Source organism: Agromyces kandeliae, from assembly GCF_009674665.1.
Taxonomy (GTDB): Bacteria; Actinomycetota; Actinomycetes; order Actinomycetales; family Microbacteriaceae; genus Agromyces; species Agromyces kandeliae.
Map to the genome: position 1 here is coordinate 146,526 of NZ_WKJD01000012.1, position 22,803 is coordinate 169,328.

At 71.7% G+C, this 22,803-nt stretch carries 22 protein-coding genes; 12 read left to right on the forward strand and 10 right to left on the reverse strand.

Annotated features, from left to right (window positions below; translation table 11 throughout):
- Positions 1 to 12 precede the first annotated feature (12 nt).
- Complete coding sequence (locus GJR97_RS07785) at positions 13 to 837, forward strand: hypothetical protein (protein ID WP_195760636.1); 825 nt, start codon at positions 13 to 15, stop codon at positions 835 to 837.
- Here GJR97_RS07785 and GJR97_RS07790 read toward each other — a convergent pair.
- The gene (locus GJR97_RS07790; RefSeq protein ID WP_154345918.1) at positions 834 to 1,199 is read right to left on the reverse strand and encodes an ArsR/SmtB family transcription factor; all 366 of its coding nucleotides are present in this window, start codon (positions 1,197 to 1,199) and stop codon (positions 834 to 836) included. The two genes, GJR97_RS07785 and GJR97_RS07790, sit on opposite strands and share 4 nt — an antisense overlap.
- 90 nt (positions 1,200 to 1,289) lie before the next feature.
- Here GJR97_RS07790 and GJR97_RS07795 point away from each other — a divergent pair, with 90 nt between their 5' ends.
- From GJR97_RS07795 to GJR97_RS07805, 3 genes are all read left to right on the forward strand, one after another.
- Entirely contained in the window at positions 1,290 to 2,606 is a 1,317-nt protein-coding gene (locus tag GJR97_RS07795) for an FAD-dependent oxidoreductase (protein WP_154345919.1), read from the forward strand.
- A 49-nt stretch (positions 2,607 to 2,655) separates the two neighbouring features.
- Complete coding sequence (locus GJR97_RS07800) at positions 2,656 to 3,558, forward strand: metalloregulator ArsR/SmtB family transcription factor (protein WP_154345920.1); 903 nt, start codon at positions 2,656 to 2,658, stop codon at positions 3,556 to 3,558.
- A 129-nt stretch (positions 3,559 to 3,687) separates the two neighbouring features.
- Positions 3,688 to 4,107, forward strand: coding sequence for an arsenate reductase ArsC (locus GJR97_RS07805; protein WP_154345921.1), 420 nt, complete (start codon positions 3,688 to 3,690; stop codon positions 4,105 to 4,107).
- 3 nt (positions 4,108 to 4,110) lie between these two features.
- On the opposite strand, the gene GJR97_RS07810 is transcribed toward GJR97_RS07805, so the two are convergent.
- The 5 genes from GJR97_RS07810 to dnaK form a co-directional block, all read right to left on the reverse strand.
- Complete coding sequence (locus GJR97_RS07810; RefSeq protein WP_154345922.1) at positions 4,111 to 5,436, reverse strand: ion channel protein; 1,326 nt, start codon at positions 5,434 to 5,436, stop codon at positions 4,111 to 4,113.
- 112 nt (positions 5,437 to 5,548) lie between these two features.
- A complete protein-coding gene (locus tag GJR97_RS07815; RefSeq protein WP_154345923.1) occupies positions 5,549 to 5,971 on the reverse strand; it encodes a heat shock protein transcriptional repressor HspR in 423 nt (140 codons plus the stop codon).
- Positions 5,971 to 6,972, reverse strand: coding sequence for a DnaJ C-terminal domain-containing protein (locus GJR97_RS07820; protein WP_154345924.1), 1,002 nt, complete (start codon positions 6,970 to 6,972; stop codon positions 5,971 to 5,973). Before GJR97_RS07820 ends, GJR97_RS07815 begins: the two co-directional genes overlap by 1 nt.
- A gap of 96 nt (positions 6,973 to 7,068) precedes the next feature.
- Positions 7,069 to 7,713, reverse strand: a complete 645-nt coding sequence (locus tag GJR97_RS07825; RefSeq protein WP_154345925.1) for a nucleotide exchange factor GrpE — start codon at positions 7,711 to 7,713, stop codon at positions 7,069 to 7,071.
- Positions 7,714 to 7,715: 2 nt separating this feature from the next.
- Complete coding sequence (gene dnaK / locus GJR97_RS07830) at positions 7,716 to 9,599, reverse strand: molecular chaperone DnaK (RefSeq protein ID WP_154345926.1); 1,884 nt, start codon at positions 9,597 to 9,599, stop codon at positions 7,716 to 7,718.
- 472 nt (positions 9,600 to 10,071) lie between these two features.
- Between dnaK and GJR97_RS07835 the strand changes: the two genes are divergently transcribed.
- From GJR97_RS07835 to GJR97_RS07865, 7 genes are all read left to right on the forward strand, one after another.
- Positions 10,072 to 10,974: a hypothetical protein gene (locus GJR97_RS07835; RefSeq protein ID WP_154345927.1), complete on the forward strand. Its 903-nt coding sequence runs from the start codon at positions 10,072 to 10,074 to the stop codon at positions 10,972 to 10,974.
- Between the two features lie 310 nt (positions 10,975 to 11,284).
- Entirely contained in the window at positions 11,285 to 11,839 is a 555-nt protein-coding gene (locus tag GJR97_RS07840; protein ID WP_154345928.1) for a hypothetical protein, read from the forward strand.
- Between the two features lie 58 nt (positions 11,840 to 11,897).
- Positions 11,898 to 13,172: a 23S rRNA (adenine(2503)-C(2))-methyltransferase RlmN gene (gene rlmN / locus GJR97_RS07845; RefSeq protein WP_154345929.1), complete on the forward strand. Its 1,275-nt coding sequence runs from the start codon at positions 11,898 to 11,900 to the stop codon at positions 13,170 to 13,172.
- A gap of 37 nt (positions 13,173 to 13,209) precedes the next feature.
- Positions 13,210 to 13,476, forward strand: coding sequence for a hypothetical protein (locus GJR97_RS07850; RefSeq protein ID WP_154345930.1), 267 nt, complete (start codon positions 13,210 to 13,212; stop codon positions 13,474 to 13,476).
- Between the two features lie 243 nt (positions 13,477 to 13,719).
- Positions 13,720 to 14,610, forward strand: a complete 891-nt coding sequence (locus GJR97_RS07855; protein ID WP_154346223.1) for a serine protein kinase RIO — start codon at positions 13,720 to 13,722, stop codon at positions 14,608 to 14,610.
- A 122-nt stretch (positions 14,611 to 14,732) separates the two neighbouring features.
- A complete protein-coding gene (locus tag GJR97_RS07860; protein ID WP_154345931.1) occupies positions 14,733 to 15,305 on the forward strand; it encodes a YceI family protein in 573 nt (190 codons plus the stop codon).
- Positions 15,306 to 15,453: 148 nt separating this feature from the next.
- Positions 15,454 to 16,914 carry an MFS transporter gene (locus tag GJR97_RS07865; protein ID WP_154345932.1) on the forward strand — a complete coding sequence of 487 codons (1,461 nt, stop codon included), beginning with the start codon at positions 15,454 to 15,456 and terminating at the stop codon, positions 16,912 to 16,914.
- 90 nt (positions 16,915 to 17,004) lie between these two features.
- Here the strand turns inward: GJR97_RS07865 and GJR97_RS07870 are convergent, their stop codons facing one another.
- Both GJR97_RS07870 and GJR97_RS07875 read right to left on the reverse strand, forming a co-directional pair.
- A complete protein-coding gene (locus GJR97_RS07870; protein WP_154345933.1) occupies positions 17,005 to 19,593 on the reverse strand; it encodes an ExeM/NucH family extracellular endonuclease in 2,589 nt (862 codons plus the stop codon).
- Positions 19,594 to 19,749: 156 nt separating this feature from the next.
- A complete protein-coding gene (locus GJR97_RS07875; RefSeq protein ID WP_154345934.1) occupies positions 19,750 to 20,331 on the reverse strand; it encodes a MarR family winged helix-turn-helix transcriptional regulator in 582 nt (193 codons plus the stop codon).
- Between the two features lie 113 nt (positions 20,332 to 20,444).
- Here GJR97_RS07875 and GJR97_RS07880 point away from each other — a divergent pair, with 113 nt between their 5' ends.
- Positions 20,445 to 21,296, forward strand: a complete 852-nt coding sequence (locus GJR97_RS07880) for a MarR family winged helix-turn-helix transcriptional regulator (RefSeq protein ID WP_154345935.1) — start codon at positions 20,445 to 20,447, stop codon at positions 21,294 to 21,296.
- Positions 21,297 to 21,332: 36 nt separating this feature from the next.
- Here the strand turns inward: GJR97_RS07880 and GJR97_RS07885 are convergent, their stop codons facing one another.
- Positions 21,333 to 21,935, reverse strand: a complete 603-nt coding sequence (locus GJR97_RS07885) for a nucleoside deaminase (RefSeq protein WP_154345936.1) — start codon at positions 21,933 to 21,935, stop codon at positions 21,333 to 21,335.
- Between the two features lie 59 nt (positions 21,936 to 21,994).
- Positions 21,995 to 22,795 (reverse strand): ABC transporter permease, encoded by an 801-nt coding sequence (locus GJR97_RS07890; protein WP_154345937.1) that lies wholly within the window; start codon positions 22,793 to 22,795, stop codon positions 21,995 to 21,997.
- Between the last annotated feature and the right edge of the window lie 8 nt (positions 22,796 to 22,803).

Consider the following 22,803-nt stretch of genomic DNA (forward strand, 5'->3'; position numbering starts at 1 on the left):
TTCGGCCCCCGAATGCGAGACACGGCAGGTCCACCGGGGGAGCGCCGCGCGGCGAGGGGATCGACCACGCGGCGTCCGTCGTCGGCGCCGTCGGGGCGCCGGGTCGCACCGACCGCGTCGCCCGGTCGGGACGCGGCGTCCGCTCGCCGGGTTCCAGCGCCGCAGCGCCGTCGTGCGGCGTCCGTCCGCCCACGTCGCCGGCGGCTCGGGAATGCACTCGCGGCGACCGCCGCGGTCGCCGGCATCCTCGCGACGCTCGCCCTCGCACCGCTCCCGCGCGCGAGCGCGCCGATCGCGGAGGCGTCCGTCACGACCGTCTCGCCGTTCTCCGGCGCCGTGCAGGAGGTCGAGGTCGATGGCGACGTCGCGCCCGCGAGCGTGTCGCGCGAGGGCTACTCGACGACGACCGGGCCGGAGACCCTCGTCGACTCGGGCACGAACTACGACTGGGCGAGGCTCGTGCTCGTGTTCGGCGACTGGCCGCTCACCGACGAGAACGTGCGGCTCATGGTCGAGTGGATGCGCGAGGAGAACGGCCCCGACAACTGGTGGAACCGCAACAACCCGCTGAACAACGGGTACGGCTCCGGCGGCGGCAGCGGTCTCGGGAGCTACGACACGCTCGTGACCGCGGCCGAGTACGCGGCCTCGAACCTGAAGAAGCGCTCGTTCTACGCCGGCATCGTCGCGGGACTCGAGGCCGGCACCTCGGCGGATGCCACGGCTCGCGCGATCTGGGCCTCGCCGTGGGCGTCGAGCCACTACGGGAACGGTGCGTGGTGGTCGACGGCGCCCGTGCCGGTCGTCGCCGCACCCGCGTCGGCCTGGGGGCGCTAGCCGTCGGCGAGGAGCTGCGACATCCGGTCGAGCGCGCCCGGCACCAGCTTGTAGTACGCCCACGTGCCGCGCTTGCTGCGCTCGAGGAACCCGGCCGTGGCCAGGATCTTGAGGTGGTGCGAGACGGTCGGCTGGCTGAGGCCGACGGGCTCGATGAGGTCGCACACGCACGCCTCCTCGCCTTCGGACTTCGCGACGATCGACAGCAGCCGCAGTCGCGTCGGGTCGGCCAGCGCCTTGAACGACGATGCGAGCTGCTCGGCGCGCGCGGCATCCATCGGCTCGGTCACGAGCGGGCTGCAGCACGCCGCACCGGTGTCGGCGGACCCGACGCCGACCGGCGTGAGTTCGAAGGTCGTCATGCGACCGATCCTACCTCGAATATTGACAAACTTCGATGTACAGGTCGACACTGATATCGAAGAACTTCGATATCCCCAGGAAGGCCCGCCATGACCCTGCTCGACCTCACCCGCCCCGCGACGCGCTCCGAGCGCCTCGACACCCTCCCCGTCGCGGTGATCGGCGCCGGCCCGATCGGCCTGGCGGCCGCGGCCAACCTGCTCGAGCGGGGCATCGACGTCGTGGTCTACGAGGCCGGCGACCGGGTCGGCGCGAGCATCCGCGAGTGGGGCCACGTCCGCCTGTTCTCACCGTGGCGCGTCCTCGTCGACCCCGCGTCGCGCCGCCTGCTCGAGGCGGCCGGATGGAAGCACCCCGACGAGGATCGACTGCCCACCGGCGCCGAGCTCGTCGAGCAGTACCTCGAGCCGCTCGCCGCCCTCGAGCCGCTCGCGTCGCGCATCCGCCTCGGCGTGGACGTCACCGCCGTCGCCCGCGAGGGCATGGACCGGACCCGCACGGCCGGGCGCGCGGCGACGCCGTTCCTGCTGCGCGTGCACGAGGCATCCGGCGAGGTGGAGGACGTCGCGGCGCGTGCCGTCATCGATGCGTCGGGCACCTGGCGCACGCCCAACCGGCTCGGCTCGAACGGCCTGGACCCCCTCGGACTCGACGAGGTCGCGGACTCGGTGACGCACGCGCTGCCCGACGTGCTCGGGCGCGACCGCGCCCGCTTCGCCGGTCGCCGCGTGACGGTCGTCGGTGCGGGGCACTCGGCCGCGAACACGCTGCTCGCACTCGCCGCGCTCGCACGCGAGGAGCCGGAGACCAGCATCACCTGGGCGATCCGCAACGCCTCCGCCGTCCGCGTCACGACCTCCGACGACGACGGGCTCCCCGCCCGCGCCTCGATCGGGCGCCGTGTCGACGACCTCGTGCACGCCGGACGCATCGAGGTGCTCGACCGGTTCGAGATCGTGCGCCTCGGCCGCGCCGCCGACGGCGGCGTGCGCATCGTCGGCTCGCGCCGCGGCGAGCTCGTCGACCACGAGGCCGACGTCGTCGTGAACGCGACCGGCTTCCGCCCCGACCTCGACCTGCTGCGCGAGATCCGGCTCGAGCTCGACGACGTGGTCGAGGCGCCGAAGCGACTGGCGCCGCTCATCGACCCGAACGTGCACTCATGCGGCACGGTCGAGCCGCACGGCTTCGCCGAGCTCCGGCAACCCGAGGACGGCTTCTTCCTCGTCGGCATGAAGAGCTACGGGCGGGCCCCGACGTTCCTGCTCGCGACCGGCTACGAGCAGGTGCGCTCGATCGCGTCCTGGCTCGCGGGCGATGCCGCCGGCGCCGCGAAGGTGCAGCTCGAGCTGCCGGCGACCGGCGTCTGCTCGACGAGCCTCGACGGGTCGAACGGCTGCTGCTGAGCCCGGCGGGCCGGCAGCGGCGTCCGCCGCATTGCATAGACTTGCGTCTATGCACAAGGGTGGGGCGGATGCCGCGGCCGGCGGCCTGGCGCTGATCGCCGACCCCACGCGGGCGCGCATGCTCTCGCTCATCCTCACGAGCCCGGACGGCCGCGCGACCGTGACGGCGCTCGCGGACGAGCTCGGCCTCCGGCAGCCGACGGTCTCGCACCACGCGAAGGCGCTGCTCGACGACGGCGTGCTCGTGCGCGAGCCGGACGGGCGCCGGGCGTGGTACTCGGTCGCGCCCGATCACCTCGATCGCGTGACCGAGCTGCTCGACATGCCGGCGGCCGAGTCCCGCCCCGACGACGAGGCCGCGATCGTGCGCGTCGTCGACGATCTCGCGACGCGGTTCGCGGGCACGTTCGGCCGCGAGACGGTCGAGCGCTACGTCCGCGAGAGCCGGGACCTCCTCGCCGAGCGGAGCGGCGTCTCGAAGCGGTTCACGTCTCGCGCAGCGGCGTTCGCCGCCGAACGTCTCGCGGCCCTCGCCGCCCAGGCACCCGAGTCGGGCGGCGCCGCGCCCGAGGTGCTCTTCGTGTGCGTGCAGAACGCCGGTCGCTCGCAGATGGCCGCCGCGATCCTGCGGCATCTCGCGGGCGACCGGGTGCACGTGCGCACCGCCGGGTCGGAACCCGCCGACGCCGTGTCGCCCGCCGTCGTCGGGGTGCTCGACGAGATCGGCGTGCCCGTCGGCGGCGCCTACCCGAAGCCGCTGACCGACGAGGTCGTCCGCGCGGCCGACGTCGTGATCACGATGGGGTGCGGCGACGCGTGCCCCGTGTATCCCGGCAAGCGCTACGAGGACTGGGAGCTCGACGACCCGGTCGGCCGGCCGCTCGGCGACGTCCGCGGCATCCGCGACGACATCGATCGGCGGGTGCGCGAGCTCATCGCGAACCTCGCCTGAGTCGGCCCGGACTCCGCGGTCGGCGGCGCCCGCCGCCGATCCGGGCCCGAACCGGCCGCCGCGGCATCCGCTCGACATTACATAGATCACAATCTATGCTTTAGGCGTCCCGAGCGAAACGAGGTCCCGATGTCCGACAAGCCCACCGTCCTGTTCGTCTGCGTGCACAACGCCGGACGATCCCAGATGGCCGCCGGCTACCTGCGCGAGCTCGGCGGCGACCGCGTCGAGGTGCTCTCGGCGGGCTCCGCCCCGAAGGACGAGATCAACCCGGTCGCCGTCCAGGCGATGGCCGAGGAGGGCATCGACATCGCCGGCAACACCCCGAAGGTGCTCACCACCGAGGCCGTGCGCGAATCCGACGTCGTGATCACCATGGGCTGCGGCGACGCGTGCCCGATCTTCCCCGGCAAGCGCTACGAGGACTGGGAGCTCGACGACCCGGCCGGGCAGGGCATCGACGCCGTCCGCCCCATCCGCGACGAGATCCGCCGCCGCATCGAGGAACTGCTCGGCGAGATCGCGCCGGTCCCGGCCTCTCGAGACTGACCGTCAGGCCGTCGGCGGACGCTCGGACGAACCGGACTCGGTCGCCGTCGCGGCATCCGCACTTGGCAGCACCGGCTTCGGCACGATCCGGAACTCGGGCGCCCTCGAGACGAGCAACCACGCGGGCAGGATGACCACGCAGAGCCACGGGAGGAGCGCCAGGTCGCCCGCGACCGCGGCGGCGACGAAGAGCGCGAGCCATCCGTCCCTCGCGACCACCAGCAGGATGCCGATCAGCGCGCTCGCCACGCACAACGCGATCGGCAGGGACGGGATCAGGGTGTGCGCGAGGATGCCGAGCGCGGCGCCGATGAAGGCCGCGGGGAACACCCGGCCGCCGCGGAACGCGGCACTCGCCGCCACGATGAGCGCGACCATCTTCACCAGGACGATCACGACGAGCTGGCCGGCGTCGTAGGCATCGGGATCCTCGAACAGCTCGGCCATCTGGTCGAGGCCCTTGAACAGGGTGATCGGGCCGCCGATGAGCCCGAGCAGCCCGAGGACGAGACCGCCCGCAGTCGCGATGAGCAGCGGCTGCCGGAGCGAGTGGAAGAGCCGGTGCACGACCGGGAAGGCGTATGCGCCCACGAGGCCCAGCACGACCGCGACGCACGCGATGACGATGCCCGCGAGGAGGAGCATCGGCGTCGTGGGCGCCGTCGGCAGCGTGAACTGGAGCGGCGGGGCGCCCAGCACGTGCATCGTGCCCGCGGCGGCGGCCGCGGCGGCGAGCGGCAGGAACAGCTTGTCCCACAGGGCGCCGCCGCCGCGCACCGCGGCGAGCGTGCCCGTGAAGAGCAGCGCAGCGGCGACCGGCGAGCCGAAGAGCGCGCCGATCGTGCCGGCCGCGGCCATCAGCATCCCGAGACGCGCGCCGACGCGCGGCATCATCCGGCCGAGGAGCGCGACGGTCAGGGCCACGTTGATGGCGATGATCGGGTTCTCGGGGCCGAGGCTCACCCCGCCCGCGAGCGCGAGCCCGGTGACGATGGCGAGCCCGGGCAGCGTGCGGAGCTTCAGCGGCTCCGAGACGAGTTCGGTCGTGGCGGAATCCGGTCCGCCATGGCCCGGCAGGAACTGGAGCCCGAGGCCCACCGCGAACCCGGTCGCGGTGAGCACCACGACGATCCACCAGCCGTCGGGATCGACGCCCAGCGCGTCGGGCAGGGTCGTCCAGAGCACGCCCTGCAGTGCGCCGGCCGCGACCTCGAGCGCACGCAGCACCAGCGCGCAGAGCGCGCCGATGACGATCGCCGGGATGAGGAGGAGCAGGAGCTGTCGCGGCGTGGGCGGCGGCAGCGGCGCCACGTCCGAGTCATCCGTCATCGTCGCCTCCCCCGAAACGCGCTCGCGCCCGGTGCCGCCGGGGCGCTAGGCACAGCCTCGCACAGGGGCCCGGTCGGTGGCGAGCGTCACGCGGAGCGGATGCGCCGGGAGCTCAGCCGCGCTCGAGCGGCCGCCAGACGACCACCGCGTTCTCGCGCCGGACGCGCGTGCCCGTGCGCAGCGTGACGACCTCGCCCTCGGAGCCGGCCGCGAACACGCGGCGCCCCGGGCGGTTCAGCATCTCGTCGGCGAGCGCGCGCTCGAGCTCGCGCACGCGCTGGCGCAGCTCGTTCACCTCGTTCTCGAGCCCGAGCACCCGGCGGATGCCCTCGAGGCTCACGCCCTCGCTCGAGAGCTGCTGGATCTCGCGCAGCTGCGCGACGTCCCGCATCGAGTAGCGGCGCGACTTGCCCGCGGTCCGCTTCGGCGAGACGAGCCCCATGCGGTCGTACTGGCGGAGCGTCTGGGGGTGCATGCCCGCCAGCTCGGCCGCGACCGAGATGACGAACAGCGGGCTCTCGCCGTCGACCTGCATCAGGCGCTCCGGGCCTTGGCGAGGAGGTCCTCGCGTGGGTCTTCATCGGGCAGCTGCGCGGCGAAGTCGCGGAGCTTCTCCTCGGCGTCCTTCGACAGGTGCGCCGGCACCGCGACCTGGACGACCGCGAGCAGGTCTCCGGTGCCCTTCTTCGTCTCGACTCCGCGGCCCTTCACCCGCAGCACCCGCCCGCTCGGCGTGCCGGGCGCGACGCGCAGCTTGACGGGGTCGCCGCCGAGGGTCGGAACCTGGATGGTGGCGCCGAGCGCGGCCTCGGCGTACGTGACCGGCACGGTGACGCGCAGGTTCAGGCCGTCGCGCTCGAACACCGGGTGCTTGCGCACCTTCACGGTGAGCACGATGTCGCCGGCCTCGCCGCCGTCGGGCGACGGGTGGCCCTTGCCGCGGAGCCGGATCTTCTGTCCGTCGGCCACTCCTGCGGGAACGTTGACGCTGATCTCCCGCCCTTCGGCGGTCTGCAGCGTGATCCGGTCGCCCTTGGTCGCCGTGACGAAGTCGAGCGTGGTCGACGCGGTCACGTCGCGGCCCTTCGTGGGGCCGCCGTACCCGCGGTAGCCGCCGGTGGGCTGACCGAATCGCCCGCCGCCGAACAGCCCGCCGAGCAGGTCGTCGTAGTCGCCGCCTCCGCCGCCCTGGCGGAAGGTGTAGCGCGTTCCGCCGGCGCCCTGCTGGCCGAACATGCCGCCGAAGACGTCCTCGAAGCCTCCTGCGCCGGCACCGCCCGGAGCGGTGAAGCGCGCGCCGCCGCCCATCGCCCGGACCGCGTCGTACTCCTTGCGCTCCTCCGGGTCGGAGAGCACGGAGTTCGCCTCGCTGATCTCCTTGAACTTCGCCTCGGCCGCAGCATCCCCGGGGTTCTGGTCGGGGTGGTACTTGCGCGCGAGCTTGCGGTACGCCTTCTTGATGTCGGCGTCGCTCGCGTCCTTCGAGACGCCGAGCGTGGCGTAGAAGTCCTTGTCGAACCAATCCTGGCTGGCCATCGGCGCCTCCTTCCTGCTGAATCTACTGGGAACCGTTGAGGGCCGGCCCGCGGCATCCGTTGCTGATCACGGATGCCGCGAACCGGCCCGAGTGGGTCACGCGGGCGTCTTGACGACGACCTTCGCGGCGCGCAGCAGCGTGCCGCCGAGCAGGTACCCGGTCTCGACGACGTCGGCGACCGTGTCGACCTCGACCTCGTCGGAGTGCTGCTGGAAGATCGCCTCGTGGCGCTGCGGGTCGAACGGCTCGCCGACCTCGCCGAACTTCGCGAGGCCGAGCTTCTCGACCGACGCGCGCAGCTTCGCCGCGATCGTGACGAACGGGGTGTCGCCCTCGAGGTCGCCGTGCTTCTCGGCCCGGTCGAGGTCGTCGAGCACGGGCAGGAGCACCGCGACCGTGGCGCCGATCGCGCGCTCGCGCTCGACCTCGCGGTTCGCCTCGGTGCGCTTGCGGTAGTTGGCGTACTCCGCGGTGACCCGCTTGAGGTCGGCGAGGTGCTCCGCCGACGGGTCCTCGACCTCGGCCTGGGCCGCGTTGAGGATGTCGTCGACGGTCAGCTCCTCGTCGGCCTCGGCGACGGTGTCGGCGTCGGCGGCCTCCGCGTCGGTGGCCTCCGGGGAGGCGGATGCCGCGGCATCCGCCCCCTCGGCCTGCGGCTGGCGAACCTCACCCGTCTCCGGGTCGATCCGCCGCTTGTCGCGGATGATCGGCTCGTCCTGGTTCTGGTTCTCGTCCGTCATGGCTACTTCTTCTCGTCCTCGTCATCGATGACCTCGGCGTCGACGACGTCCTCGTCGGAGGACTCGGCGCCCTGCTCACCCGAGGCGTTGGCGTCCTCGCCGGGGTTCGCGCCGGCGGCGGACGCATCCGCCTGCTGGCCCTGCGCGTAGATCGCCTCGCCGAGCTTGCCCTGCGACTGCGAGAGCTTCTCGAACGCGGACTTCACCGCGTCGTCGTCGTCGCCCGCGAGGGCCGACTTCAGCGCGTCGACGTCACCCTGGACCTCCGACTTCACGTCGGCGGGCAGCTTGTCGTCGTTCTCCTTGATCAGCTTCTCGACCGAGTAGGCGAGCTGCTCGGCCTGGTTGCGCGTCTCGGCGGACTCGCGGCGCTTCTTGTCCTCGGCCGCGTGCTCCTCGGCGTCGCGGACCATGCGCTCGACGTCCTCCTTCGGCAGCGCCGAGCCGCCCGAGATGGTCATCGACTGCTCCTTGCCCGTGCCCTTGTCCTTTGCGGACACGTGCACGATGCCGTTCGCGTCGATGTCGAAGGTGACCTCGATCTGCGGGATGCCGCGGGGCGCCGGGGCGATGCCCGTCAGCTCGAACGTGCCGAGCGGCTTGTTGTCGCGCGTGAACTCGCGCTCGCCCTGGAAGACCTGGATCGCGACCGACGGCTGGTTGTCGTCGGCGGTCGTGAAGGTCTCGCTGCGCTTGGTCGGGATGGCCGTGTTGCGCTCGATGAGCTTGGTCATGATGCCGCCCTTGGTCTCGATGCCGAGGCTCAGGGGGGTGACGTCGATGAGCAGCACGTCCTTGCGCTCGCCCTTGAGGACGCCGGCCTGCAGGGCGGCGCCCACGGCGACGACCTCGTCGGGGTTCACGCCCTTGTTGGGCTCCTTGCCGGTCTCCTTCTTGACGAGCTCGGAGACCGCGGGCATGCGGGTCGACCCGCCGACGAGCACGACGTGCGCGATGTCGGACAGCTTGATGCCGGCCTCGCGGATGACGTCCTCGAACGGCTTCTTGGTGCGGTCGAGCAGGTCGGACGTCATGTTCTCGAACTGCGCGCGGGTGAGCGTCTCGTCGAGGTTGGCCGGGCCCGACTCGGTGAGCGAGAGGTAGGGCAGCTGGATGCTGGTGCTCATCGAGGAGCTGAGCTCCTTCTTGGCCTGCTCCGCGGCCTCCTTGAGGCGCTGGAGGGCGATCTTGTCCTTCGAGACGTCGACGCCCGTGGTGTCCTTGAAGCGCTTGATCAGGTGCTCGACGATGCGCTGGTCCCAGTCGTCGCCGCCGAGGCGGTTGTCGCCGGCGGTCGCGCGGACCTGGATCGTCGAGAAGTCGTCGTCCTTGCCCACCTCGAGCAGCGAGACGTCGAACGTGCCGCCACCGAGGTCGAAGACGAGGATGAGCTCGTCCTCCTTGCCCTTGTCGAGGCCGTAGGCGAGCGCCGCGGCGGTGGGCTCGTTGATGATGCGCAGCACGTTCAGGCCCGCGATCTCTCCGGCCTCCTTGGTGGCCTGGCGCTCGGCGTCGTTGAAGTACGCCGGGACGGTGATGACCGCGTCGGTGACGGTGTCGCCGAGGTACTGCTCGGCGTCGCGCTTGAGCTTCTGGAGGATGCGCGCCGAGATCTCCTGCGGCGTGTACTCCTTGCCGTCGATCGCGGGCGACTTCCAGTCGGTGCCCATGTGGCGCTTGACCGACGAGATGGTGCGGTCGACGTTGGTCACGGCCTGGCGCTTGGCGGTCTCGCCGACGAGCACCTCGCCGTCCTTGGTGAATGCGACCACCGAGGGGGTGGTGCGGAAGCCCTCGGCGTTCGCGATGACGACGGGCTCGCCGCCCTCCAGGACGCTCACGACCGAGTTGGTGGTGCCGAGGTCGATTCCGACTGCACGTGACATGTGTGTATCTCCTTCTGCCGCGGGGCTCGCATTGGTGGCCCCCGGCGATCGGCCCGGCGTTCCCCGCCCGCGGCCGAAGTCAGTGTTCGGCGAGACTTGAGCCTCGCCGACTCAAGTGTCGGACCCGCCCGAATCGATGTCAAGTCGAGCTCACCGAACTTGAGCCTACTCGACTCAACTCTCGGCGCTCTCCCAGTATTCCTGCCCGCTCGTGCCCTCCCTGGCCTTCCCCCTCCCCCCTTCTTCCCCACCCCTCTCCCCCTCCTTCCCCAGCTCTGCGCTTCTCCTCTGCACGGATTGCCGATCGTGCCGGGAATGGGGCGGGAGTTCCCGGCGCAAGTGGCACCGCACCGCGGCGTCGGCGGCGTGGCGGGGCGGGGAGCGCTCCTCCACACCGAAGTCCGCGAGCGCGAGTTCCATCGAGGCGAGCGGATGGCGCGCGCGGCCCGCCCCCGCGGGCTGGGGTTGCGGCATGAGACCACCCGCTCCGCTCCCGGACGAGCTCAGGTCGCGGCCGTTCCACGTGCGGCGGGCCGCCGAACTCGGGGTCACCCGCGGCCGCCTCGGGGCTCGCGACCTGTCCGCCCCGTTCCGCGGGGTTCGTGCCGTCGCCCGCCCCGCGGGCCTGCTCGACCTCTGTCGCGCGTACGCCGAGCGGATGCCGGAGCGCCATGTCTTCGGCCACGAGACGGCGGCAGGGCTGTGGGGCCTGCCATTGCCGAGCCGGGCACCGCTGCCGCTCCACGTGTCCGCACCGGCGCCGCTCCGCCAGCCCCGCGTGTCGGGGGTCGTCGGACATCGACTCGGCAGCGGCATCCGCACGACGCACCTCGCCGGACTTCCGCTCGTCGCCGCTGCCGACGCATGGTGCCAACTCGCCGCGGCCCTCGGCCACGACGACCTCGTGTCGGCGGGCGACCGGCTCGTGGGATGGCGCTCACCCCTCGTGGCGCTCGACGAGATCGATGCCGCGATCGAGCGGTTCGGGCCGCGTCACGGGGCCAAGCGGCTGCGCGCGGCGCGCGGCGACATCCGCCCGGGATCGGCGTCGCGACGCGAGACGCGCCTACGGCTGCGGGTACTGCGCGCGGGGTTCCCCGAGCCCGAGCTGAATGCGCCGATCCGGCTCGGGGCGGGATGGACTGCGCACGGCGACCTCGTCTTCCGGCAGTACGGCGTGCTGCTCGAGTACGACGGCGAGCAGCACCGGGAGGACGAGGTGCAGTTCCACCGCGATGTCGAGCGGCTCAACGACTTGGCCGCCGACGGATGGATCGTGATCCGCGTCGGCCGTCGGCTGCCACCCGCCCGGGCGCTCGACCAGCTCGAGCGCGCCCTGCGAGCCCGCGGATGGCACGGCATCCGCGTGCGGTGACCGCCGCGTTGCCACTTCCGCCGGGAATCTTCGCGGGGCACCCGGCGGAAACGGCACGCCGACACCCGCCGGCCCGAACGGCGGGGGACGACAACGAGGCGTATCGGCGCAACGGGCCTCCCCCGAGAGTTCGATCACGAGTGCGAAGGAGAGGACGTCTCTGGCGCGGACCTCGACGCGTTCTTCCACACCTGGCTCTACGAACAGCAGAAGCCGCCGGCCACCTGGACCACGCCGTGGCGACGGCTCCCGGGCGGGTCGCTGTGCAGAACGACCCGCCCGGGCACCCCGCCCGCCCTACGCTGACCGCATGACCCGACTCGTCCACCCGCGCATCGTCGCGCCGGTCCTCGCCGCCCTCCTCGCGATCGGAGTGGCGGGATGCACCGCCGCGACGACGCCATCGTCGTCCGAACCGAATCCCTCGACCTCCGCCCCCGACGACTCGGCGAGCGCGGACCCGGCACCCGACGCGACGACGATCGGTGCGACCTGCGAGACCCTGCTCGCGCCCGACGCATACGTCGAACTCGAAGCCGGAGGACTCGAAGCGCGAGCCCCGACGCTCTTCGACCCGATCGCCGCCGAGATCGCCGACGAGGGCGGCCTCGTCTGCTCGTGGGGCAGGCCGAACACCGACAACGTCGTCGACGTCGCACAGCTCGCGATCGGCGACGACGAGTCGAGGTGGATGTCGGCACTCGCCGAGGCCGGCTACGAGCAGGACGACGACCCGGTGCCGGGCGGCTACCGCGGACGGCCCGACGCGGCGAACGGCATCAGCCCGGTCGTGGTCATCGAGACCGGCACGCTGACCTACGTCAGCACGCCGACGTACGCGGCGTTCCTCCGTCCCGCGAGCTGACCGGTTCCCGCGCCCGGCGTCCAGCCGATGCCCGGACGTCGACGCGTACCCTTGGACCATGCCGACCGACGCGCCCGAGAGCACCACGCCCGCCGATGGGGGCCGGTCGACCCCGCCGCGCTCGACCGGGATCCGACAGGTCCGCCCGAAGACCGAGGGCTGGAAGCAGGCCAAGGGGCCCGACGGGCGCCCGCTGCTGCAGTTCGCGTCGCCGAAGCGCGGCAAGCCGCCCGCCCACCTCGCGGACCTCGCGCCCGAGGAGTGGAAGGGGAGGGCCGAAGAGCTCGGCGTCCCGGCGTTCCGCCTGAAGCAGGTCGCGCGCCACTGGTTCACACGGTGGACGAGCGACCCTGCCGAGATGACCGACCTGCCCGCCGACGGTCGCGAGGAACTCATCGCGGGCCTGCTGCCCCCGCTCCTCACCGAGGTGAAGCGGCTCGAGACCGACCGCGGCGACACGATCAAGTTCCTCTGGAAGCTGCACGACGGCGCCCTCGTCGAGTCGGTGCTCATGCGCTACCCCGGCCGCATCACGCTGTGCGTGTCGAGCCAGGCCGGCTGCGGCATGAACTGCCCGTTCTGCGCCACCGGGCAGGCGGGCCTCACCCGCAACATGTCGGCGGCCGAGATCCTCGCGCAGGTCGTCGAGGCGAACCGCGTGATCGCGTCGGGCGCACTGCACGGCAAGCGCGCCGACGACGGCACCCCCGAGCGCGTCTCGAACATCGTGTTCATGGGCATGGGCGAGCCGCTGGCGAACTACGCCCGGCTCATGCGCGCGGTCCGCACGATGGCGGCGCCCGCGCCGACCGGCCTCGGCATGTCGGCCCGCAACATCACCGTCTCGACGGTCGGGCTCGTGCCCGCCATCCGCAAGCTCGCCGACGAGCACGTGCCCGTCACCTTCGCGCTCAGCCTCCACGCGCCCGACGACGGCCTGCGCGACGAGCTCATCCCCGTGAACTCGAGGTGGAAGGTCGACGAGGCGCTCGACGCGGCGCGCGAGTACTTCGAGAAGACCGGCCGACGCGTGTCGATCGAGTACGCGCTCATCAAGGACATGAACGACCACGGATGGCGCGCCGACCTGCTCGCGGAGAAGCTCAACGAGCGCGGGCGAGGCTGGGTGCACGTCAACCCGATCCCGCTGAACCCGACGCCCGGCTCGATCTGGACGGCCTCCGAGGTCGACGTGCAGCGGGAGTTCGTGCGCCGCCTCTCCGACGCCGGCATCCCGACCACGATCCGCGACACGCGCGGCAAGGAGATCGACGGCGCCTGCGGGCAGCTCGTCGCGACCGAGGACGACGAGGCCGCCGCGGCGCGAGCCTGAGTCGCGGCACCGGCCGCGGAGGAGGAGGAGAACCACCATGGCCGAACCCATCGAGGTCGGAATCGTCCCGTACACCCTGTCGGCGGACGTCTACGAACGCGTCGGCGCCGACTTCGACACGGAGGCCGTGGACGACGCCATCCTCGCGCGGCTCAACCAGCTTGTCCCCGCCGGGATCGTCGTGCATCGGAACGGCAAGGCGTTCGCCGATCCGGACGTCGCGGACATCGCGCGCGGGATCGACTGGCAGCACCTGCTCTCCCGGATCGACGTCGACCAGATCCTCGCCGACCACAGCCGATAGCGCCGGCGGCTGAGGACCCTTTACGGATGCCACGGAGCGGGCGTATGCTCAGGCGGGCCGCGCCACGCGGCATCCGTCGCCCGTTCGGGGCGACCCACGACGCCCGAAGCGGGCCGAGACCGGAAGGAGTGGGAGCGATGAACACCGTCCTTGTCGCGCGTATCGCAGACACCCTTCCCTGCGAGGCCGCCCGCTAGCATCCGCGACGGTGGCCTCCACGATCTCGGAGACACCACCGTGAACATGCTGTCGTCACTCGACGATTCCGCCGCGCGATCGCGCGCGGCATCCGCTGCACCCTTCGGTGCGGCATCCGCCTCACTCGCCTTCTCGGACGTCGAGCCGGGCGAGGACCAACGCTGGTCGACCTGGCCGGCGACCCAGCCCAGCGAGCGCGGGCCTCAGCCGCGGCCCGGCTGGCTCGTCACCTCTGCCGCGGCGATCGACACCGAGCTCGGCGTCGTGAAGACCGGCAAGGAGGCCGACCTGTGGCTGATCGAGCGCGCCGTGCCCGGCGCGCCGGCCGACGTGCCCGGCAACGCCGTACTGCTCGCCGCGAAGCGGTACCGCGGCGCGGAGAACCGGCTCTTCCATCGCTCGGCGGTCTACACCGAGGGGCGCGGCACGCGCCGCTCCCGCGACGTGCGCGCCGTGCAGCGCTCGTCGTCGTACGGGCGCGAGGTCGCGCGCGTCGAGTGGGCCTACGCCGAGTTCGCCGCGCTGTCTCGCCTCACCGAACTCGGCGCAGCGGTGCCGTATCCGGTCCAGGTGAGCGAGACCGAGGTGCTCATGGAGTTCATCGGCGACGGGCGGGTCGCCGCCCCGCGGCTCGCCCAGGTTCGGACGACGCCCGAGGGACTGCGCGACCTCTTCCAGCAGGTCGCCGCGTTCATGCGCACGCTCGCGCACGCCGGCCTCGCGCACGGCGACCTCTCGCCGTACAACCTGCTCGTCGACCGAGACCGGGTCGTCGCCATCGACCTGCCGCAGGTCGTCGACGTCGTGGCGAACCCGAACGGGTTCGACCTGCTCCACCGCGACTGCGTGAACGTGTGCGAGTGGTTCACCCGGCAGCGACTGGAGTGCGACGCCGAGGAGCTCTTCGCCGAGCTCGTCGGCGACGTGACACGTTGACGCGAGGGCCGATCGGGCACCGAGGATCGCGCCCGATCGGCCTGATCGACCGCGCATTGGGCCTCCGACCAGCCCGGGGATGAGAGACTGTGGGAGTTTTGGTGAACGACCCTGGGGAGATCATGACCGACACCGGACCCGACCTGAGCGGCGACTGGGACCTCGACCCGGCGCACACGCGCATCGGCTTCTCGGCCAAGCACGCGATGGTGGCCAACGTCCGCGGCGCCTTCAACGACGTCACCGGCGCGCTGCACGTCGACTTCGACGACCCCGACGAGTCGAAGGCCGAGATCGTGCTCAAGGTCGCGAGCGTCGACACGCGCAACACGCAGCGCGACGAGCACCTGAAGAGCGCCGACTTCTTCGACGCGGAGAAGTTCCCCGACATCACGTTCCGCAGCACGCGGATCGAGGAGGTCGCGGACAACGCACTCGTGGTGTCCGGGGACCTGACGATCCGCGACGTCACGAAGCCGATCACCATCCCGATCGAGTTCACGGGCGTGGAGACCGACGCGTTCGGCGCCCTCCGAGCCGGCTTCGAGGGCACGCGGCGCATCGACCGTCGGGAATTCGGCCTCGAGTGGAACATGGCGCTCGACTCGGGCGGATGGCTCGTGTCGGAGAAGATCACGCTCGAGTTCGAGCTGTCGGCGATCAAGCGCGAGAGCGCCGCCGAATCGGCCGCCTGAGGCGAGCTTCCGGGGGAACCGGCGGCGCGACGGCATCCGGCTATCGCGCACCGAGCCGGAGGCGTTAGCCTGCACGGGATCGGCGCGGATCGGCCCTGACCGGGCGCGCCGTCACCGCCCGTTCACCCCACGTCGGAAGACTTCGCCCATGACCGACCAGCCCCAGTCGCCCGAACCTCCGCACCCGACTCGCCCCGGCGCCGTCACGCCCCCGCTCTCGACCGCGGAACTGCGCGCCGTCACGGGCCTCGAGCTGCAGGGTGAGCGCGTCGTCCCGAAGCGGCAGGTGTGGTCGTGGGCGCTCTGGGACTGGGCGACGCAACCGTTCAATTCCGTCATCCTCACGTTCGTCTTCACGGCGCTGTACCTCACGAGCGACTGGTTCCTCGACCCCGCGGTCGCGGCCCTCGGCGAGGACGACCCCGCCTACGAGCGCGGGCTCGCCGACCTCGCGAGCGGCCTCGGCTGGGCGATCACGATCGCCGGCATCCTCATCGCCGTGCTGGCGCCCGTGCTCGGTCAACGAGCGGATGTCGCGGGCCGCCGCAAGCTCTGGCTCGGCGGCGCGACGGCTGCACTCGTCGCGTGCATGTTCGGCCTCTTCTTCGTGCAGGGGACGGCGTCGTACTTCGTGCTCGGCGTCTCGCTCATCGCGGCGGGCACGGTGTTCGGCGAGATCGCGGGCGTGAACTACAACGCGATGCTCGTGCAGGTGTCGACGCCGAAGACGGTCGGCAAGGTGTCGGGCCTCGGATGGGGCCTCGGCTACCTCGGCGGGATCGTCGCACTGGTGCTCGTGGTGGTCGCGACGGCATTCGACTGGTGGGGGATGCCGACCGACGACGGGCTCGTCTACCGGGTCATCGCGGTCGGCTGCGCCGTGTGGACGCTCGTGTTCGCCTGGCCGGTGCTCGTGTACGTGCCCGAGGCGCCGCCGGCGCCGGGTCGCGCCCGGGTCGGCTTCTTCCGCAGCTACGGCGTGCTGGTGCAGGACATCGTCCGGCTCTGGCGCGAGTCGCGGCCGACGTTCTGGTTCCTGCTCGCGAGCGCGGTGTTCCGCGACGGGCTCGCGGGGGTCTTCGCGTTCGGCGCCGTGATCGCGGCGGTGGCGTTCCGCTTCACGTCGAACGAGGTCATGATCTTCGGCATCGCCGCGAACCTGCTCGCGGGCGTCTCGACGATCGTCGCGGGCCGGTTCGACGACCGCTTCGGCCCGCGGGCGGTCATCCTCACCGCGCTCGGCGGACTCGTGGGCGCCGGGCTCATCGTGTTCTTCCTGCACGATGCCGGCAAGTTGCCGTTCTGGATCTTCGGCCTGATCCTCACGCTGTTCGTCGGCCCCGCCCAGGCGGCCTCGCGCTCGTTCCTCGCGCGGGTCACGCCGGCCGGCCGTGAGAGCGAGATCTTCGGGCTCTACGCCACGACGGGCCGCGCCGCGAGCTTCCTGTCGCCGATGCTCTGGTCGGCGTTCATCGTGATCTTCGGCGCGACCTACTGGGGCGTGCTCGGCATCGTGCTCGTGCTCGCCGCGGGGCTCGTGCTGATGCTGTTCGTCCGCGTGCCGCAGCGGGCGGATGCCGCGGCCTCGGGTCCCACGTCGGGCGCGTAGCCGACGGCTCCGGGCGAACTGCCCGGACACGGCGACGGCGCGTCGCCCCGGGGAGGGGAGCGACGCGCCGTCGGGCTTGCGCAGGCGGGACTACGGTCCGACCGTGACGGTCACCTCCTGCGTGGTGGTGTTGCCGCTCGGGTCGGTCGCCTCGAACAGGAACGTGTACACGGCGCCCTGGCGGGCGAGCACGCGCGCCTCGGTCGTGGAGACGACCTCGACGTCGGCCTTGTGCCCCTCGGCCGTGGCCTCGACCAGTTCGACCTCGACCTCGCCGGAGTCGTCCGACGCGTCGATGTCGAAGGTCACGGTCTGCCACTTGGCGTTCGGCGGGAAGACCAGCTCCGGGTCGACCGTCACCGAGAGCTCGGGCGCGATGAAGTCGAACCCGACGATCACCGGGTCGTGGTCGCTCGAGCGGTACGGGTCGGGTGCGAAGATCGCATCCTGCGCGTCCTTCTTGAATCCCATGAGGTAGTCGATCAGGTCGGGCTCGTCCGCGTTGATCGACCACGTGGAAGCGCCGGTCACCTTCGGCGCGAGCGCCGAACCCACGAGGGCGTAGTCCAGGTATCCGAGCTGGCCGTCGAACACGTACGAGTACGCATCCTCGCCCTGCTCCTGGAGGAGCAGGTCGGTGTAGCCGCCCGCGACCAGCGCATCGATCGGGTCCTCCTTGTCGTAGGAGTTGAGGTCGCCGATGATGAGCTCCCGCCCGGCCGGCGCGCCGGTCGGCTCGCTCGCGAGCCAGTCGACGAGCGCCTCGGCGGCGGCCTCGCGCGTCAGGTTGCAGTTCCCCTGCCCGTCGCCGACGTCGGGGTCGCCGATGTCGTCGCAGTCGCTGCCCTTCGACTTGAAGTGGTTCACGACGACCGTGACCACGTCACCGGTGTCGAGGTCGGCGAACGTCTGCGCGAGGGCGGGACGGTTCTTGTCGTCATCGAACCGCGCGTCGACCGAGCTGTCGAGGATCGCGAAGTCCCCGGCCGGCTCGACGGCCGACGGCTTGTAGATAAACGCCGTCGTGATCTCGTCCGTCCCGACCACCCCGGTGTCGATCGCGACATAGCGATCCTCGCCGATCTCGTCGTTGAGCGCATCGACGAGGGTCTGCACGGCCTCGCCGTTGTTCTCGATCTCGATGAGTCCGAAGACGTCGGCGTCGATCTCGGCGAGCGCGGCGACGATCTTCGACTCCTGGCGATCGAACTCCTCGGCGGTCGCCGCTCCGCGTGAGCCGAGCGTGGTGAAGTAGTTCAGCACGTTGAAGCTCGCGACGCTGAAGTTCCCGCCGACGTCGGGCACGTCCGTCCTCGGGTTGGTCGCGGTGTAGTCGGCACCCTGGGTGGGCTGCACGCGCCAGAGACCGAACCGGTAGTCGAGCACGCCGGTGGCGTTCGTCACGAGGTCGCCGCCGCGGAACGTGTTCTCGAGCGTGAACTCCTCGCCGTTCGGGTGGATCGCCGGGTCGGGGTTCTGCACGCTGCGCCCGTCGTCGAGCGTGATGCGGTTCACCTGGTTGCCCGCGGCCAGTTGCGCGGCCTCGGGCGAGCCGGGCTCGTACACGGCCGTCGGCTGCATCTGGCGCTCGGTGCCGAGCACGATCTCGCCGAAGCGGTCGAAGTTGAAGTACTCGATGATGCTGAGCTCCTGCGGGAGCGTCACGCGCATGCCCTCGAGCGCCTCGTAGGTCGTGTCATCGCGGGGGAGCGTCAACTCGGTGGCCGCGGGCAGCGCGAGTCCGCTGTCGCACGTGGAGACGACCGTCGCGGTGATCTCGGTCAGTCCGTTGAACTCGCTGACGGTGCCGAGCACGTGCACGAGGTCGCCCTCGTCCACTGCGGCGCCACCGGGTGCGAAGACGAAGATGCCATCGGAGGTCGCAGGGTCGCCATCGCCCTCGTCCTGCACGTAGTACCCGTTGAATCCGCCGGCCTGGAAGTCGCCGACGACCACTCCCTCGATCTCGACGGTGGAGCCGGCCAACGGCGACGCGCTGCCGGAGCCCTGGACCTGTCCGATCGCGAGGAAGTCGGCGTCGCAGTCAGCGACCGGAGGCGGCGGCGGGGTGCCGTCGCAGTCGACGGCGTGCGAGCCGAGGCCGTCGAAGGTGTTCAGGGCGAATCCGGTCCACTCGATCGCCGGGTCGAACACGTCGTCCACGATGGTGTCGCCGGCGCAGACGTTCGCGTTGCGTCGGATCGTGTTGTCCTGGGTCGACGTGAGGCCGGCACCCCACTCGCTGCCCGGGTCGAATCCGACTTGGCCGAGCGAGTCGACGACGGCTCCGTCGTGCTTCAGGACGATCGCGTCGTCGCCGTTCCACAGGCTGCTCGCCGTGACCTGGTCCGCAAACGCGGCGAGGTCCTCGTCGGCGAAGACGAAGGCGTCGCCGGCGGCGACGGTGCCCGTCAGTGCGAAGGTGCCGCCGGACGTCGCGGTCGCGCTGCCGTTGAAGTAGACCTCGAGGGAGTAGCCCGCGAGCGGCACGTCGGCGTCGGTCGGGTTGTAGAGCTCGACCGCCTTGTTGAAGGACGACCCTTCGACGTACTCGCTGATGATGAGGTCGGTCGGGCCTCCCTCTGCGGCGATCGCGGCACCGGCCGGCACCGCGATTCCCACCCCCATCAGGGCAGCCGCGGTGAGCCCCACGGTCAGGCGTTGGACGGGTCGTTGCATCTCGGCACCTCCGGCACACGCCAGGGGGCCACCCTGACCCCCGGACGGCGTCAGCCTATGGAGGTCCCGGTCGATCGGGAACCCCTGTCACGAGACGTTCACGCAGCGCCCGCAAATGTGCAGATGCCGGCCACTGGCCTGCTCACATGAGCACGGTCAGGAGTGCGGTGGATGCGCCCGACGAAGGCCGTCCGCGAACCGGCCCAGCAAGTCCGCGAATCGCGCCCGATCCTCGTCGCTGAAGCCCTCGAGTGCCGACTCGATCGCGCGACGCCGAGTCGAGTTCGCCGCGTGCACCGCCTCGCGACCCTCCTCGGTGATGCGGATGCGGGTACGACGAGCATCCTCGGGGTCGGCCTCGCGGACCACGAGCCCCTCCTCGACGGCCGCCTGCACGAGTCGGCTCGCCCGGGGCTGGTCGACGCCGATCGCACCGGCGAGTTCGGTCACCGACATCGGCCGGTCCGCCGCGTCGAGCATCGCCAGGAGGCGGGCTCGGGCGACCGGGCCGACGCGGAACTCCCAGGGCCCGCGCGGGCCGCCGCGACCGCCGGGGCCGCCCCGACCGAACGGACCGCCGTGCCGGTGCGGCTCATCCGGGCCGTGAGCGTGGCCGCCGCCGTGCCCGTGCGGTACGCCGCCCCACGACGGACGGCCGCCCCTCCTGAGCGACGCCAGCGCCTGCTCGATGCGGTCGACCGCGTCGCCCCGACCGTTCGCGCCGTCCTCTTCGCCCATGCATCCAGATTACATGTCACTTGACATGTGATGTGACTGCATGTCATAGTGCATATCCATGTCATGCAACATGCACCGACGGTGAGGATCACCGTCGCCACGAGAGGATTCCCATGGACACCCACGACAGCTACGAAGACCACGACCACCACGACCGGCCCGGCGAGGCCGACGACGCCGACGGCGCGCGCGACGCGCACGAGCCGCCGGCCGCCGGCGTCCGCCCCCTCGGCTACTGGCTGAAGGTCGTCGAGCGGCGCATCGCCGCCGAGGTCGATGCCGCCCTCGCCGACGAGGGCGTGAGCCTGCGCGACTGGCGCCGGCTCAACCTCGTCGCCGGCGAGGTCCGCGGCGAGCGACTCGCCGAACGACTGGCCGCCCGGCCGCACAAGCTCGACGACCTCGTCGAGCGCGGCTGGATCGTCGGCGAGCCGGGCGAATGGACGCTGACCGACGCCGGCCGCGACGTGCTCGACGCGCTCACCGAGCGAGTGCGGGCCGTCCGCGACCGCGTGCGCTCGAGCGTCTCCGAGGAGGAGTACGCGACCATGACCGCCTCGCTCGAGGCGATCGCCCGCGAGCTCGGCTGGGACGAGTCGACGCCCGAGCCGCGTCGCCGTCGAGGCGGGCCCGGCTTCCGCCGAGGTTTCGGCGGCCGGCCGTGGATGCGGCGCGGCGCGACCGGATGGGGCGCGCCGCCCTGGGCGGTGGCGGCGCCCCACGGCGGACCGATGCGGCATCCGTCGGCGTTTGACCACCGTCCGGGCGACGACGCCGATGCCTGCGAGCACGGCCACGACGCGCACCGGCGCGGACGGGGGCACGGGCACGCGCACGGACGTGGACGGCGTCGCGACGACGTCCACGTGCACGTCCACGTGCACCACGACGGCGATCCTCACCACGATGATCGCGGTTCCGGTCGCGCTCGGGGTCGCGGCGGCCGCGACCGCCACGACACCTGACTCCGTCGCCGCACCACCGCCGTGGCGCGGCCGGGCCTACCGCTCGGTCGCGCCGCGCGCGTTGTAGACGACCGCGTCCGACGCGCCGAACGCGCGGAACACCTCGATCGCCTCGTCGCGACGCACCCCCGAATGCACGCGGATCCCGCGCCGCTCGAACTCGCCCTTCCAGTCGGCGGGCATGGGCCCCTCGTCGAACCCGGTGAGCCGTTCGCACTCCTCGCCGTCGCCGGCGATGACGAGGCGGCGCACGCCCGACCACATGGTCGCGCCGTAGCACATCACGCACGGGGCCCAGTTGACGACGAGCTCGAGTCCGGCGCCTCCGGCGCCGAGGTCCCACCGGCCGAGCCGCCGCTGCGCGAGCGAGAGCGCCGTCACCTCGGCGTGCAGCGAGCTCAACCCGTTCGAGAGCACGAGGTTCACCCCGGCCGAGACGAGTTCGCCGGATGCCGCGTCGACGACCAGCGCGGCGAACGGACCGCCGCTGCCCGCGCGCCAGTTCCGGTCGGCGAGCTCGATCGCGAGCGACATCCGCGCTGCGTCGTCGCCCAGCGGTTCGGCCGCGAGCCGCGGCAGGTCGTCGACCAGCCACTCGGGCAGCGATGCGGAGAATGACGACGTCGGCGTGGCATCCATGCGCCCATTCTCCACCCGGGCGGAGGCGGAGCGTGGGGGCCGCGGCTCCGCCCCCGCGGTCAGCGGCGCTGCTGCTCGTCGCCCGACAGCCGCTGCGCGAGCCAGATCGGGATGATCGACACGAGCACCAGCACGACCGCGATGACCGACACGATCGGCGCCTGGTTCGGCCGGAACATGTTGTTCAGGATGAAGATCGGGAGCGTGGTCACCCCGGACCCGGCGGTGAACGTGGTCACGATGATCTCGTCGAACGACAGCGCGAACGCGAGCAGGCCGCCCGCCAGCAGCGCCGACCGGAGCTGCGGGAAGGTCACGAGCCTGAAGGTGGTCCAGACCCCCGCACCGAGGTCGGCCGACGCCTCCTCGAGCTTCGTCCCGGTGCGGCGGAGTCGCGCGATCACGTTGTTGAACACGGTCACGATGCAGAACGTGGCGTGCGCGATGATCACCGTCCAGATCGACAGCGGCACGCCCATGATCGTGCGGAAGAAGTTGTTCAGGGCGATACCGGTGATGATGCCGGGCAGCGCGATCGGCAGGATCACGAGCAGGTTCACGGTGTGGCGGCCGAAGAAGTCGAACCGCTGCAGCGCGAACGAGATGAGCGTGCCGAGCACGAGCGCGATCGCGGTCGCGATGATCGCGACGAACACGCTCGTGCCGACGGCCTCCATCGCGCCCGCGGACTGGAACGCCCGCTGCCACCACTCGAACGTGAAGCCGGGGGGCGGCCAGCTGAGCGACGTCGAGGTCGAGAACGAGTTCACGAGCACGACGCCGAGCGGCACGTACACGATCACCAGGATGAGGCCGGCCACGACGGCGAGCGTCGTGCGCGAGAGTCGGGAGAGTCGCATCCGTCGCC

Bases quoted from the DNA above. Each gene is read 5' to 3' on its own strand.
- GJR97_RS07785 (WP_195760636.1), top strand. From the start codon at position 13: ATGCGAGACACGGCAGGTCCACCGGGGGAGCGCCGCGCGGCGAGGGGA.
- GJR97_RS07790 (WP_154345918.1), bottom strand. From the start codon at position 1,199: ATGACGACCTTCGAACTCACGCCGGTCGGCGTCGGGTCCGCCGACACC.
- GJR97_RS07795 (WP_154345919.1), top strand. From the start codon at position 1,290: ATGACCCTGCTCGACCTCACCCGCCCCGCGACGCGCTCCGAGCGCCTC.
- GJR97_RS07800 (WP_154345920.1), top strand. From the start codon at position 2,656: ATGCACAAGGGTGGGGCGGATGCCGCGGCCGGCGGCCTGGCGCTGATC.
- GJR97_RS07805 (WP_154345921.1), top strand. From the start codon at position 3,688: ATGTCCGACAAGCCCACCGTCCTGTTCGTCTGCGTGCACAACGCCGGA.
- GJR97_RS07810 (WP_154345922.1), bottom strand. From the start codon at position 5,436: ATGACGGATGACTCGGACGTGGCGCCGCTGCCGCCGCCCACGCCGCGA.
- GJR97_RS07815 (WP_154345923.1), bottom strand. From the start codon at position 5,971: ATGCAGGTCGACGGCGAGAGCCCGCTGTTCGTCATCTCGGTCGCGGCC.
- GJR97_RS07820 (WP_154345924.1), bottom strand. From the start codon at position 6,972: ATGGCCAGCCAGGATTGGTTCGACAAGGACTTCTACGCCACGCTCGGC.
- GJR97_RS07825 (WP_154345925.1), bottom strand. From the start codon at position 7,713: ATGACGGACGAGAACCAGAACCAGGACGAGCCGATCATCCGCGACAAG.
- dnaK (WP_154345926.1), bottom strand. From the start codon at position 9,599: ATGTCACGTGCAGTCGGAATCGACCTCGGCACCACCAACTCGGTCGTG.
- GJR97_RS07835 (WP_154345927.1), top strand. From the start codon at position 10,072: ATGAGACCACCCGCTCCGCTCCCGGACGAGCTCAGGTCGCGGCCGTTC.
- GJR97_RS07840 (WP_154345928.1), top strand. From the start codon at position 11,285: ATGACCCGACTCGTCCACCCGCGCATCGTCGCGCCGGTCCTCGCCGCC.
- rlmN (WP_154345929.1), top strand. From the start codon at position 11,898: ATGCCGACCGACGCGCCCGAGAGCACCACGCCCGCCGATGGGGGCCGG.
- GJR97_RS07850 (WP_154345930.1), top strand. From the start codon at position 13,210: ATGGCCGAACCCATCGAGGTCGGAATCGTCCCGTACACCCTGTCGGCG.
- GJR97_RS07855 (WP_154346223.1), top strand. From the start codon at position 13,720: ATGCTGTCGTCACTCGACGATTCCGCCGCGCGATCGCGCGCGGCATCC.
- GJR97_RS07860 (WP_154345931.1), top strand. From the start codon at position 14,733: ATGACCGACACCGGACCCGACCTGAGCGGCGACTGGGACCTCGACCCG.
- GJR97_RS07865 (WP_154345932.1), top strand. From the start codon at position 15,454: ATGACCGACCAGCCCCAGTCGCCCGAACCTCCGCACCCGACTCGCCCC.
- GJR97_RS07870 (WP_154345933.1), bottom strand. From the start codon at position 19,593: ATGCAACGACCCGTCCAACGCCTGACCGTGGGGCTCACCGCGGCTGCC.
- GJR97_RS07875 (WP_154345934.1), bottom strand. From the start codon at position 20,331: ATGGGCGAAGAGGACGGCGCGAACGGTCGGGGCGACGCGGTCGACCGC.
- GJR97_RS07880 (WP_154345935.1), top strand. From the start codon at position 20,445: ATGGACACCCACGACAGCTACGAAGACCACGACCACCACGACCGGCCC.
- GJR97_RS07885 (WP_154345936.1), bottom strand. From the start codon at position 21,935: ATGGATGCCACGCCGACGTCGTCATTCTCCGCATCGCTGCCCGAGTGG.
- GJR97_RS07890 (WP_154345937.1), bottom strand. From the start codon at position 22,795: ATGCGACTCTCCCGACTCTCGCGCACGACGCTCGCCGTCGTGGCCGGC.